This window comes from Flavobacterium circumlabens (assembly GCF_004345565.1).
Lineage (GTDB): Bacteria > Bacteroidota > Bacteroidia > Flavobacteriales > Flavobacteriaceae > Flavobacterium > Flavobacterium circumlabens.
In genome coordinates, this window is the sequence record NZ_SLWA01000002.1 from 213,007 (window position 1) to 226,828 (window position 13,822).

Here is a 13,822-nt window from a genome sequence, read left to right on the forward strand (position 1 = left end):
TACTAAAAAGTCATTGTAAAATTAAAATCATAAATAATACTCACCCATTAAGAAAAACAAATCATGAATTCAAGTTTTGAAAGCCGTTATGCAATAAGCCCGAAGGAGGCAAAACAAATGGACACGGAAACTTTACGTACTAATTTTTTGATTGATAACCTATTTGAAGCGGATAAAGTCAATCTAACTTTATCTCATTATGATCGATTTATTGTCGGCGGAGTTATGCCAAAAAATCAAAAATTAGCATTACCCAATCCCGATAATTTAAAGGCAGACTATTTTCTGGAAAGAAGGGAAGTTGGAATCATAAATGTGGGTGGAAAAGGAATTGTAACTGCCGATGCCAAACAATATGAAATCGACTTTAAGGAAGCGTTGTATTTAGGCAAAGGAATCAAAGAAGTATTTTTCGAATCCTTGGATGCCAACAGTCCTGCCAAATTTTATTTGAATTCGGCTCCGGCGCACCAGACTTATCCTTCCAAAAAGATAACAACACAAGATGCCGAAATTGTACAATTGGGTTCTATGGAAACAGCCAACCACAGAATAATAAAAAAACTGATTGTAAACAGCGTAGTGGAAACCTGCCAAGTTCAAATGGGAATGACCGAATTGAAATCTGGAAGTGTTTGGAATACCATGCCAGCGCACGTTCACGATCGCAGAATGGAAGTGTATTTATATTTAGACATTCCAGAAAATCAAGCGGTTTGTCACTTTATGGGAGAACCACAAGAAACAAGGCACATTTGGATGGACAATAACCAAGCGGTAATCTCTCCCAATTGGTCAATTCATTCAGGAGCAGGAACTTCAAACTATACCTTCATTTGGGGAATGACGGGAGAAAATTTAGACTACGGCGATATGGATGTTTGTAAAATAACAGAATTAAGATAACTAATACTATTAAATAAAAATTATGTCAACTAACCTTTTTGATTTAACTGGAAAAACGGCTCTTATTACAGGAGGAGTTCACGGATTAGGAATGTCAATGGCCAAGGGACTTGGACAAGCAGGAGCCAAAATTGTAGTAAATGATCTTTCACAAGAAGCCTTGGATAAAGCTATTGCCGAATATAAATCTGTAGGACTAGAAGTGTATGGATATGTATTTAATGTTTGTGACGAAAAAGCTGTAATTGCCAATATTGCAAAAATAGAAATAGAAGTTGGCCCAATAGATATTCTAGTAAACAACGCGGGAATAATCAAAAGAACTCCAATCATAGATATGACGGTTGAAGATTTTACGGCCGTAATTACTGTTGATTTAGTAAGTCCATTCATTGTTTCCAAAAATGTTGCCAGAGGAATGATTCAGCGTGGTGGTGGAAAAATCATCAATATTTGTTCGATGATGAGTGAGCTAGGAAGAGATTCCGTAAGTGCTTATGCTGCTGCAAAAGGTGGTTTGAAAATGCTGACCAAAAATATGGCCACTGAATGGGCTAAATTTAACATTCAAACTAATGGAATTGGTCCTGGCTATTTTGCAACAAGCCAAACAGAATCAATTCGAGTTGATGGACATCCATTTAATGATTTTATCATTAGCCGAACACCTGCTGCTCGCTGGGGAGAGCCAGAAGACCTGCAAGGCGCCGCCATTTTCTTGTCATCCAAAGCCAGTGATTTTGTAAACGGTCACATTCTGTATGTAGATGGAGGGATACTAGCCACTATTGGAAAACCATCTAATGAATAAATAGTATAAATCATGAAATCAATTCAATCATTTTTTCTGCTTGCCATTTTGTTCCCTTTAGCGCTTCTTGCACAAACAAAAGCGACCGTTAGTATTCAAAACACTACAGCTTCGGATAGAAAAGAAGCGGTAGTCTCTGTTAAATGGGAAACAATTGTATCTCATTATCCACAAATTGACACAACCAATTTTGTCGTAATTAATTCAATTACCAAAAAGCAAGTTCCTTTCCAATTGGAACATCAGGGTTTTAAAACAATTCAAAATTTGTTGGTACAAGTGAATGTAAAAGCAAAGTCGGTATTGCAACTTTCCATACAAAAAGGGAAGCATTCTGTTTTTGAAACCAAAACTTATGCTCGCTTCGTGCCAGAACGCAAGGATGATTTTGCATGGGAAAATGATCGTATTGCCTTTAGGGCTTATGGTAAAGCACTTGAAAAAACAAAGGAAGATGCTTACGGATTGGATGTTTGGGTAAAAAGAACCGACAAAATGATTCTAAACGAACGTTATAAAATTGGAGATTATCATATCGATCACGGAAATGGATTGGATTATTACCATGTTGGGTTTACATTAGGAGCTGGTAATATGGCTCCTTATGTAAAAGATACGATTCGTTATTCTGCTAATTATCACCAATGGAAAGTTTTGGATAATGGTCCATTACGTTCCTCTTTTATATTGACCTATGACACTTGGGATGCGGACAGAATTAAAGTTAAAGCCACAAAAAAAATCACGTTGGAGGCAGGTTCACAGCTAAACCGCATTGAAAATGTATACACTTATGAAAGCAATGCATTATTGCCTGTTGTAGTTGGAATAATCAAAAGACTTGAAAAAGGGATCCTTTCTTTAAACGAGCAACAAGGCATAATGGGGTATTGGGAGCCATCATATGGTAAAGATGGTACTACTGGCGTTGGTGCAATTTTAACTACTCCAGTAAGTAACATTACAGTTGGAACTGCTCAACTCTTAGCTAAAACAGAAGTTAAAAATAACGAAGCTATAGTTTATTATACAGGAGCAGCTTGGGACAAAGCAGGAAAAATTACTACTGCAACACATTGGTTTGATTATCTGAATAAGTTTTCACAAGAATTAAAAAATCCCTTAATAGTAAGTGTTAAATAATATACATTAATTAAATATATAAAAATGAAATTTTTAGACCTAATTTATCTACAAGAAAAAACAGCTATGGTAACTGTATGTAAAATTCTGGGAATATCTTCATCATCACAAATAACTACAAGTCAACGGGCATTTAGTATTCAAACCTTTCAGGGAAATAAAGCAGTTTCAAATAAAGAGTCGATAAATGAAGTATCTTCAAATGAAAAATATTTTCTTAATGATGCAAAAAATGATAATCCATTATTAAAAGGAAATAAAAACTGGTTATTACCATTTGCTTTAGTCACGAGTTTATTCTTTTTTTGGGGATTTGTGCATAATCTGGATCCTATTTTAATTCCACATTTAAGGAAGGCATTTAGTTTGACAGATTTGCAATCGTCATTAGTTGACTCTGCAGTTTTTATTGCCTATTTTGCTATGGCGCTGCCTGCGGGATATGTAATGAGAAAATATGGATATAAATTTGGTATTCTTATTGGGTTGGTTTTATTTGGAATTGGATCCATTTTATTTGTACCAGCAGCCAATTCTTTGCAATACATCTACTTCTTAGGAGCATTATTTATTATAGCCTGTGGACTTACTTTTTTAGAAACCGCAGCAAATCCATACGTAACCATATTAGGACCTCCGGAAACAGCAATCAAAAGATTGAACTTTTCGCAATCTTTTAATGGATTAGCAGCCTTTATTGCGCCAGCGGTTGTGGGACCAATGATTTTATCGAATAAAAACTTGACTGAAAAAGAAACTTCCAGGATGTCATCTACAGAGTTACAAACATATTTGGCTTCAGAAGCAGCAAGTGTAAAGATGCCTTATCTTGTTTTGGGCTTGATAATTCTTGCTGTTGCAGTAGTGATTTATTTTACCCACATGCCTGATGTAAAAGATGAAGATAAAGATGGAGTTGACGGAGCAACTTTTGCAGGTGCTTTGAAATCAATGAGATTGAGATGGGGAATTTTAGCCCAGTTTTTTTATGTGGGTGCGCAGGTTTGTGTAGGAAGTTTTTTTATTAAAATGGCAACCACCACTGCAGGTCTTGAAGAAGATGCAGCTGCGAAATATTTAGGAATTTATGGTTTAGTATTTATGTTAGGTCGTTTCTTTGGAACTTTTATGATGCAGTATGTTCAGCCAAGAAAATTATTGATCATCTACACCGCAATCAATATTTTGTTGTCAATTTTAGCAATAACTGGAACAGGTATCATAGTTGTTTATACATTGATAGCGATTGCCTTTTTTATGAGTATCATGTTTCCTACTATCTTTTCTATGGGAATTGATGGATTGGGTCACAACACTAAAATTGGTTCATCATTGATTGTGATGTCCATTGTAGGAGGGGCGTTATTACCTCCAGTTTTAGGATTGATTTCAGATGCAACGGGGAATATCCAAAATGGATATGTAGTTCCATTAATCTGTTTTTCAGTAATATTATTATTCGCATTCAACGGACACAAAACAAATAAAGCATAACTCTATATTATATACAATGTTAAACAACGAAGTAAAAAGATTGGTAGTTAAAATGGATCCAAAAGATAATGTTTTGGTGGCTTTAACAGATTTACCAAAAGATGAGAAAGTAATTTTTGAAGAGCAAACTTATATTCTTCAGGATGCTATTAAAGCAAAACATAAATTTTACACCACTGATTTAAGTAAGGGTGATGAAGTAATTATGTATGGTGTTTTGGTTGGCAAAGTAGAATATGATGTTGCCAAAGGTAGTTTGATGACTACATCAAATCTAAAACATGCCGCTGATCCTTATGAATATCGTGATGTAGCTTTTTCTTGGCAAGCACCCGATGTTTCTAAATATAAAAACAGAACTTTTAAGGGTTTTAAAAGAAAAGATGGTCGTGTAGGAACAGCTAACTATTGGTTGTTTGTACCAACAGTATTTTGTGAAAACAGAAATCTTGATGTTATAAAAGAAGCGCTACACAATGAATTAGGGTATTCTGTAAGTGATAAATACACACAATATACACATCAGTTATTGAAAGCATATCAAAATGGAGAGAATATGGCTTCAATTGATTTGCAACCAAACACTACAGCAAACCGCATTTTTAAAAATGTTGATGGAATAAAATTCTTGAATCACCAAGGTGGATGTGGAGGAACTCGTCAGGATTCGTCTACATTGAGCGCTTTGTTGGCCTCGTATGCAAACCATCCTAATGTGGCTGGAATTACAGTTTTGAGTTTAGGCTGTCAGCATTTACAAGTTCAGGATTTTATGACTGATGTTAAGAAACAAAATCCTGCTTTTGATAAACCAATGTTTATTTTCGAACAACAAACAGCACAAAGTGAAGAGGTATTAATTGCTAATGCGATTAAACAAACTTTTGAAGGTTTAATCGAAATTAATAAATTAGAAAGAACAGCACAGCCATTAAGCGAATTGATTTTAGGTGTAAAATGTGGTGGAAGTGATGGCTTTAGTGGAGTTTCTGCAAATCCAGCAGTAGGGTATACTTCTGATTTATTAGTGGCATTAGGAGGAAAAGTGTTATTGGCAGAATTCCCAGAATTGTGCGGTGTAGAGCAAAACTTGATCGACCGTTGTGAGACCAAAGAAACTGCTGAAAAATTCATCGATTTAATGCGATCTTACGATGCTTTGGCTCATAAGGTAGGTTCAGGATTTCACATGAATCCTTCTCCAGGAAACATTAAAGACGGCTTGATTACAGATGCTATCAAAAGCGCAGGCGCTGCCAAAAAAGGTGGAACTGCACCCGTAGTAGATGTTTTGGATTATACAGAGCCCGTAACAAAAGCAGGATTAAGCTTAGTATGTACTCCTGGTAATGATGTAGAAGCGACAACTGGTAAAGCAGCAGCTGGAGCAACATTAATTTTATTCACAACAGGCTTAGGAACACCAACAGGAAACCCAGTTTGTCCTGTGATTAAGGTGGCAACCAATTCTGTCTTGGCCAACAATATGAGCGATATTATTGATATCGATTGTGGTCCGATAATCAGTGGAGAAAAAACCATCGAGGAAATGGGAGAAGATATCCTGGAATATTGCATTAAGGCAGCCAGCGGTGAGATTATACCTAAGGCAGTACAATTAAATCAGGATGATTTTATTCCTTGGAAGAGAGGAGTATCTTTATAAAGATCAAAAATCTAGTATACTTTATCAAATATAGAAAATATGTTTTCATTACAAAATAAAAAAGCTGTAGTTACTGGAGGAGGAAGCGGAATAGGAAAAGCCATTTCGGCTTTATTTGCCAAACAAGGAGCAACAGTTCACATTCTTGAATTAACATCCGATAGTGCCAAAGATGCTGTAAACGAAATAACAGCAAATGGAGGCAAAGTATTTTCTCATGAGTGTAATGTGGCAAATCAACAAGAAGTGTTGTCAATATTTGAAAAAATTGGAGCCATTACTATTTTGGTCAACAATGCAGGTATTGCTCATATTGGCAAAGTTGATACCACTGCAGAAGCCGATTTTGACCGCATAATGAATGTAAATGTAAAAGGGGTTTACAATTGTCTGCATGCCGCCATTCCCCAGCTAAGAAAAAGCAATGGAGGTGTAATTGTAAACATGGCATCCATTGCATCTTGGGTAGGTATTCCGGATCGATTTGCCTATTCTACAGCAAAAGGAGCTGTAATGGCAATGACCTTATCTGTTGCTAAAGATTATATCGAAGAAAATATTCGTTGTAATTCTATTTCTCCAGCAAGGGTACATACACCATTTGTCGATGGATTTATTACTAAAACATATCCTGGAAAGGAAGCCGAAATGTTTGAAAAATTATCTAAAAGTCAACCTATAGGTCGTATGGCACAACCAGATGAAGTAGCCGCTTTGGCATTGTATTTATGCAGTGATGAAGCTTCATTTATCACAGGTAGTGATTATCCAATTGATGGTGGATTTATAAAATTAAACAACTAATGAAAGTTGCCTTATTCGTACCCTGTTACATCGATCAATTCTATCCAAACGTAGGTATTGCGACTTTGCAATTACTAGAGAAATTGGGTTGTGATGTAGCATTTCCTTTAGAACAAAGTTGTTGCGGACAGCCTATGGCTAATAGTGGTTTTGCTAGTTTAAGTACAGGTTGCGATGCAAATTTTGTTAAAAATTTCGCTGGTTTTGATTATATCGTGGCTCCATCAGGAAGTTGTGTGTTGCATATAAAAGAACATTTGCACGATGCAGAAAATCCAGAAAAAGCAAGTGAAATAAGAAAAAATATTTATGAGCTTACAGAGTTTTTGACGGATATTTTAAAAGTAAAAAGCCTTAATGCTCGTTTTCCTTTCAAAGTTGGTATGCACAACAGCTGTCACGGTCAGAGGGGTTTGCATCTTTCGTCTATGACAGAAACGATGTCCCCTGATTTTTCTAAACCAGAACAATTATTGAATATGGTAAAAGACATTCAATTGAGTAAACCAAAACGCAATGATGAGTGCTGTGGCTTTGGAGGAACATTTTGCGTATTTGAAGAAGCTGTAAGTGTAAAAATGGGTAAGGATCGGATTGCTGAGCATGAAGCAAACGAGGTAGATTTTATAACTGGAGGAGATACCAGTTGTTTGATGCATTTGGAAGGAATATTGAAACGACAAGGAAGCAAAACGAAAATTATTCATATTGCTGAGATATTGAATAGCATTTTATAGTTATGGTAATAGGAATTATAAAAAAACAACTATGAAAAAAACAATAACAATAATTTTTACCTGCATTATTTCAGTTAGTGCAATTGCTCAAAATAATAAAGAAGAAATTAAACGCGAAAATATTGAATGGACAGATATATGGATATCAAATGGCAATAAAAATGATTTACCACGTGTGCTTCTAATAGGAGATTCTCAATCTCGTGGTTACTCAAAAATGGTTGAAAACAAAATGAATGACAAGTTTTATGTTGCCCGAATCGCTAGTTCAACAGGAATAATTGATCCGGTACTTTTTGATGAAATTAAAACATACCTCATTCATTATAAGTTTGCAGTGATTCATTTCAATAACGGGCTTCATGGCATTGAATATTCTTTGGCTCAATATGAAGCAGGTATGAACAAGTTGATTAAGCTTTTGAAGAAATATGGTAAAGGCGCAAAACTAGTTTGTGCAACTTCAACCCCGGTACTGCCTGGCTATAGCTCTTGGAAAACAAAAGATGAATTTAATAAAAAACTTATTGAATCCCGTAATGCAATCGTGCAAAAGATTTGTGCAAAAAATGCAATTGAAATAGACGACTTGTATTCACTAGTAAAAGGTCATACAGAGTGGTACAAAGATGATAAAATACATTTTACAGAAGCTGGTTATAATGCACTTAGTGATAAAGTAGTAGAGAGTTTAATGAAAAATTAAAAGATGAATTTTTGATTTTTACCCAAACTGGATAATTTACCCAAATGAATATATTAATAAATTGAATTATTAAAGGTATGACAGCGAAACATGCTGCATTAGCAGAAAAATTTATTGCTGACGAGCCAAGAATCAATTGGCATGACGAAACCTTATGGTTTGTCCGTGAGAAAAGGGACAAGGCTGCTCATGGTTTGCCCGAATGGGAACAATTGAGAGAATGGGGTTCGCAGATAAAAAATCATACGCTTTCTAATCTTTCCAATTATTTGAAGGAATTTGAAGAGAAGGCTAAGGCCAATGGAATATTTGTCCATTGGGCACAAGATGGAGCCGAGCATAATAAAATTATTCATCAGATAATTCAAAAGCACAAAATTCAAAAAATTGTGAAGAGCAAAAGCATGCTTACCGAAGAATGCCATTTGAATGAATATTTACAACAACATAACATCGAAGTTGTCGATACCGATTTAGGGGAACGAATTGTCCAATTCCGAAAAGAACCTCCAAGCCATATTGTATTGCCAGCGATTCATTTAAAAAAAGAAGATGTAAGCGAAACGTTTCATCAGCATTTAGGAACCGAGAAAGGAAACAATGATCCACAATATTTAACCGAAGCCGCCAGACAGCATTTGCGAAATAAGTTTGTCGAATCTGACTTGGCAATCACAGGCGTGAATTTTGCCGTTGCCGAAACAGGTGGTTTCGTGGTTTGCACCAATGAAGGAAATGCCGATATGGGAGCACATACTGCTGCCGTACATATTGCTTGCATGGGGTTCGAAAAAATAATTCCAAGAGCGGAACATCTTGGTGTGTTTTTAAGATTATTGGCAAGAAGCGCCACCGGACAGCCTATAACAACCTATTCAAGCCATTTTCAAAAACCAAGACAAGGGCAGGAAATACATATAGTAATTGTAGATAACGGCCGTAGTAAACAATTGGGGCGCGAAGATTTTAGAAATTCATTAAAATGCATTCGCTGTGCGGCCTGTTTTAATACTTGTCCCGTATATCGCCGTAGTGGCGGACACAGCTATCATACTGCTGTAGCGGGACCTATTGGTTCTATTCTAAATCCAAATTTGGATATGAAAGCCAATGCTGATTTGCCTTTTGCGTCCACCTTGTGCGGCAGTTGTAGCAATGTGTGTCCCGTAAAGATTAACATCCATGAACAATTGTGGAAATGGAGACAAGTAATTATTGCTGAAGGTTATGCAGATGCCAGTAAAAAAATCGCTATGACCGCAATGGCTTTTTTATTTTCGAAACCAAAAGTGTATCGTCTTGCCGGAAAAATGGGACGGACTATAATGCAAGTATTTCCATTTTTAACTAATAATAAATGGAATGTTTGGTACAAACAAAGGGAAATGCCTGAACCGCCAAAAGAATCATTTAGGGATTGGTATTTGAAAAATGGAAAAATCAATAAAAACGAATAGCAGATGACTACAAGAGAAAATATATTGAATGCAATTTCAAGCAATCAACCGAATCTGGTTCCGCTTCCTATAATTTATCGTACTGAGGTTATTAAATATCACGATAATTACATACAGTTTAAATCTGTGCTTGAAAGTATAGGAGGTAAGGTAGAATTGATAAATAATTTAACGATGTTAGAGGAAAATATTAAAGTTGACAAAGTAAATAATATATTTATTATCAATACAATAACAGCCATCGGCGAGGTAAGCGTGCCTTTGGACAAATTAACGGGGTTGGAGTTAGAAAAATTAGAAAAAGTCTATATAAAAGGATGTCTTGGCGTGGCAGAAAATGGTGCTGTATGGATTTCTGAAAATCAAATGAAAAACCGATTGCTGCCTTTTATTTGTCAGCATTTAATATTAATCATAAATAAGGAAGACATTGTAGCAACCATGCATGATGCCTATGATAAAATTGATGTCGCTCAAAATGGGTTTGGCGTTTTTATTGCTGGACCTTCCAAAACGGCTGATATCGAGCAATCATTGGTTATTGGGGCGCATGGAGCAAGAAGTGCAACAGTGTATGTTGTCGAATAAATATTGTTTAAAGTATTGAATATATAATTAAATTTAAAAAAAGAAGATGAAACTTATACGATTTGGAGAAGCAGGAAAAGAAAAACCAGGAGTTATAATAGACGAAAAAAGATATGATGTATCGTCTTTAATTTCGGATTATAATGAGGCTTTTTTTGCAGATAATGGATTGGAAAAACTTAATTTTTTTTTAGATAGTAATCCAACATTGCCAGAAGTTGGAGGAGAGGTACGTTTGGGTTCTCCAGTGGCAAGACCTTCAAAAATAATCTGTATTGGCTTGAATTATGTAGATCACTGTAAGGAAACTGGTGCTCCGATTCCAACAGAACCAATTATCTTTTTCAAATCGACTACTTCTTTATGTGGTCCTAATGATGATCTGATTATCCCGAAAAACAGTAAAAAAACAGATTGGGAAGTTGAATTGGCATTTGTTGTGGGTAAAAAAGCAAGCTATGTAGAAGAGGCAGAAGCTTTGGATTATGTAGCTGGTTATGCCTTATTGAATGATTACAGTGAAAGGGCATTTCAAATAGAAATGGGTGGTCAATGGGCAAAAGGAAAAGGTTGTGATACATTTGCTCCACTTGGGCCTTTCTTGGCCACTCACGATGAAATTGCCGATGTAAATAATATTTCAATGTGGTTAACTGTTAATGGAAAGAAATTCCAAGACAGCAATACCTTAAACTTAGTTTTCAAAATACCATATTTGGTTCATTATTTGAGCCAGTTTATGACTTTATTGCCGGGAGATATTATCAGTACCGGAACACCTCCAGGAGTTGGATTAGGAATTAAGCCCGACCCAATTTATATCAAAGAGGGTGATGTTATTGAGTTAGGAATGCAAGGTTTAGGATCAAGCAAACAGGTGGCAAAGGCTTATAACAAATAATTAGACACTATATTAATAGGTCAAATGGAACTTTTTTCATTTGAATGAAAATTAATAATGGACGTTAATTGAAAAATATTTGAATTGAAATGAAAATTGACAGTCATCAACATTTTTGGAAATACCATCCTGTAAAAGACGCTTGGATTAGTGAAGAAATGAAAATAATTCAGCAGGATTTCTTACCTGCTGAACTATATTCTTTATTGGTAAAAAATAACATTGATGGTTGTGTAGCTATCCAAGCAGACCAGAGTGAAGAAGAGACCCATTTTCTTCTTCACCTTGCTCAGGAAAATGATTTTATATTGGGAGTTGTGGGCTGGATCGATTTCAAATCAGATACTATAGAAGAGCGACTTGAATATTTTTCTCAATTTAAAAAACTGAAAGGTTTTCGACATATTGTACAAGCAGAAGTAGAAGATGATTTTCTGTTAGGAGAGGACTTTTGTAACGGGATAGAAAAATTGGCGAAGTATAATTTTACTTTTGATCTGCTGATTACTACAAAGCATTTATTGTATGCAACAGCGTTTGTAAAACGATTTCCTAATCACGCTTTTGTGATTGATCATTTGGCAAAACCAGATTTTAAGCAGGCTGATTTTAAAGAATGGGAGAAAGGAATTAAAGAATTGGCAACATATTCCAACGTATATTGTAAAGTATCAGGAATGGTTACAGAAGCTGATTGGAAAAATTGGAAAGAAGAGGATTTTACCTATTGTTTGGATATAGTTACAAATACATTTGGAATAAATCGATTGCTGTTTGGAAGCGATTGGCCTGTAAGTTTGTTAGCCGCAACCTACAAACAATCCTGCAATATAGTAAAAGATTATTTTTCTAAATTTTCAAAGGAAGACCAGGACAAATTCTGGGGGAGAAATGCCCGAAAATTTTATCATTTATAAAAAACTGAGATGAACTTACATGTAGAAAATAAAATAATTATTATAACTGGTGGAGCCAAAGGAATTGGTTTAGGGATTTGTAAAGTGCTTGCTTCAGAAGGAGCTATTCCTGTTATTATAGGAAGAAGAGAGGAAGACAATCTTATGGCAATAAAAGAAATTGAAGCAGAGGGAGGAAAAGCCGTATCTGTTGTTGCAGAATTGACAAAGCCGGAAGATTGTGAGAATGCCATAAAGCAAGTTGTCGCATCCTATGGTCGTATTGATGGACTTATCAATAACGCAGGGGTAAACGATGGTGTAGGTTTAGAAAATGGTAATTATGATTCTTTTATGAAGTCTTTGCATAAAAATCTAGTGCATTATTATTTAATGGCTCAGTATGCCTTGCCCGAATTAAAAAAATCAAAAGGAAGCATCGTAAATATTGGTTCAAAAACTGCCGATACTGGACAGGGAAATACTTCTGCCTATGCTGCTTCCAATGGAGGTCGAAATGCCTTAACAAGGGAATGGGCAGTGGAATTATTAAAATATGGAATTCGTGTCAATGCGGTAATTGTTGCCGAATGTTTTACACCCTTGTACGAAACATGGATAGAAACTTTTGAGAATCCGAACGAAAAGCTAAAGCAAATTACAGATAAAATTCCATTTGAAAACAGAATGACTACAGCTGAAGAAATAGCCAATATGGTCGTTTTTTTATTATCTGAAAAATCGAGCCATACCACGGGACAGTTGATTTATGTTGATGGTGGTTATACTCATTTAGATAGAAGCTTGTAAGGATAATATATTTGTAACAAAGAAGGTAATTCAATTAGCAATTTTTGTTATAATATTATGGATTTGATAGTTTAACTTTTAACATATTCAATTTTTTGAATATGGCCTAATAATAGTAATTACTTATCTCAAATTGAATTTACAGAATTATTAAATTGAAATTAATACAGTTTCGAACTATATGACCAACTCCAACTCAGCCAAAACAATTTATTACTATAGTTTTTATTTATTTTTAATGTGTTTGGGATTAATAGTGATTCCAAACCAAATAATTACTTTTTTTGGATTTTTAGATTCAAAAGAAATATGGATAAGAATTTCGGGCCTTTTACATTTACAGTCGGAATCTATTATTATATAAGTGCCAGAAATGAACAAGAGTTCTTTTTTAAGGCATCTGTATTTGGCCGGACTTTCTTTTTTATAATGCTGACTGCTTTTGTATTCATTTTTAAGTAAAATATACGCTTTGTTTAATTGGAAGCGTACATTTAATAGGAACTGGAATTACATATCGTTTATTAAAAAAATAATTTAATGAAGCAATAACATACATCAGTAATACTATATTGGTCAGTAGTACACCTACGCAATGAACTAAAAAATGTTAAAAAATATCCCCTTTGGAATGAGAGATTATATCCATTAAATATTAAATGGGTGATCAGACTCCTAATCTTTATGCTGATAAAATTATAGATTCAGTTTTAAAACTCACGGTCAATGTCTGATTGTTGACTGTGAAAGTTTATAATAAAATAATTTTTAGATAATATTTGTTTATTAATATTGTCAGAAATACTTTATCAGCTATTTTTAACCTGTAAAAAGTCTTTTGTATATGGAAGACTTTTTTATGAATCTAAGTTTGCAAAAAGGAATGTATAACTTAATAATTTT

The 13,822-nt window shown here is 34.8% G+C and carries 13 protein-coding genes; all 13 read left to right on the top strand.

All coding sequences use genetic code 11. The features are described from left to right. The first annotated feature begins 63 nt into the window (after positions 1-63). Positions 64-906 (top strand): 5-dehydro-4-deoxy-D-glucuronate isomerase, encoded by an 843-nt coding sequence (gene kduI / locus EV142_RS05515; protein WP_132033455.1) that lies wholly within the window; start codon positions 64-66, stop codon positions 904-906. A 22-nt stretch (positions 907-928) separates the two neighbouring features. Then, positions 929-1,717, top strand: a complete 789-nt coding sequence (locus EV142_RS05520) for a gluconate 5-dehydrogenase (protein WP_132033457.1) — start codon at positions 929-931, stop codon at positions 1,715-1,717. A 12-nt stretch (positions 1,718-1,729) separates the two neighbouring features. Continuing rightward, a complete protein-coding gene (locus EV142_RS05525) occupies positions 1,730-2,860 on the top strand; it encodes a DUF4861 family protein (protein ID WP_238698655.1) in 1,131 nt (376 codons plus the stop codon). 24 nt (positions 2,861-2,884) lie between these two features. Beyond that, positions 2,885-4,354 (top strand): L-fucose:H+ symporter permease, encoded by a 1,470-nt coding sequence (gene fucP / locus EV142_RS05530; protein ID WP_238698656.1) that lies wholly within the window; start codon positions 2,885-2,887, stop codon positions 4,352-4,354. A 16-nt stretch (positions 4,355-4,370) separates the two neighbouring features. Next, positions 4,371-6,020, top strand: coding sequence for a UxaA family hydrolase (locus tag EV142_RS05535; RefSeq protein ID WP_132033459.1), 1,650 nt, complete (start codon positions 4,371-4,373; stop codon positions 6,018-6,020). 39 nt (positions 6,021-6,059) lie between these two features. After that, positions 6,060-6,824 carry an SDR family NAD(P)-dependent oxidoreductase gene (locus tag EV142_RS05540; protein ID WP_132033461.1) on the top strand — a complete coding sequence of 255 codons (765 nt, stop codon included), beginning with the start codon at positions 6,060-6,062 and terminating at the stop codon, positions 6,822-6,824. Then, complete coding sequence (locus EV142_RS05545) at positions 6,824-7,561, top strand: (Fe-S)-binding protein (RefSeq protein WP_132033463.1); 738 nt, start codon at positions 6,824-6,826, stop codon at positions 7,559-7,561. The genes EV142_RS05540 and EV142_RS05545 overlap by 1 nt, the downstream gene beginning before the upstream one ends. Before the next feature lie 31 nt (positions 7,562-7,592). Then, entirely contained in the window at positions 7,593-8,267 is a 675-nt protein-coding gene (locus EV142_RS05550) for an SGNH/GDSL hydrolase family protein (protein WP_132033465.1), read from the top strand. A gap of 77 nt (positions 8,268-8,344) precedes the next feature. Further along, positions 8,345-9,724 carry a lactate utilization protein B gene (locus EV142_RS05555; RefSeq protein ID WP_132033467.1) on the top strand — a complete coding sequence of 460 codons (1,380 nt, stop codon included), beginning with the start codon at positions 8,345-8,347 and terminating at the stop codon, positions 9,722-9,724. A 3-nt stretch (positions 9,725-9,727) separates the two neighbouring features. Next, the gene (locus tag EV142_RS05560) at positions 9,728-10,312 is read left to right on the top strand and encodes a LutC/YkgG family protein (protein ID WP_132033469.1); all 585 of its coding nucleotides are present in this window, start codon (positions 9,728-9,730) and stop codon (positions 10,310-10,312) included. 46 nt (positions 10,313-10,358) lie between these two features. Next, the gene (locus EV142_RS05565) at positions 10,359-11,213 is read left to right on the top strand and encodes a fumarylacetoacetate hydrolase family protein (protein ID WP_132033471.1); all 855 of its coding nucleotides are present in this window, start codon (positions 10,359-10,361) and stop codon (positions 11,211-11,213) included. Between the two features lie 89 nt (positions 11,214-11,302). Then, positions 11,303-12,130, top strand: a complete 828-nt coding sequence (locus EV142_RS05570) for an amidohydrolase family protein (protein ID WP_132033473.1) — start codon at positions 11,303-11,305, stop codon at positions 12,128-12,130. 9 nt (positions 12,131-12,139) lie between these two features. Continuing rightward, positions 12,140-12,919: an SDR family oxidoreductase gene (locus EV142_RS05575; RefSeq protein ID WP_132033475.1), complete on the top strand. Its 780-nt coding sequence runs from the start codon at positions 12,140-12,142 to the stop codon at positions 12,917-12,919. Positions 12,920-13,822: the final 903 nt, after the last annotated feature.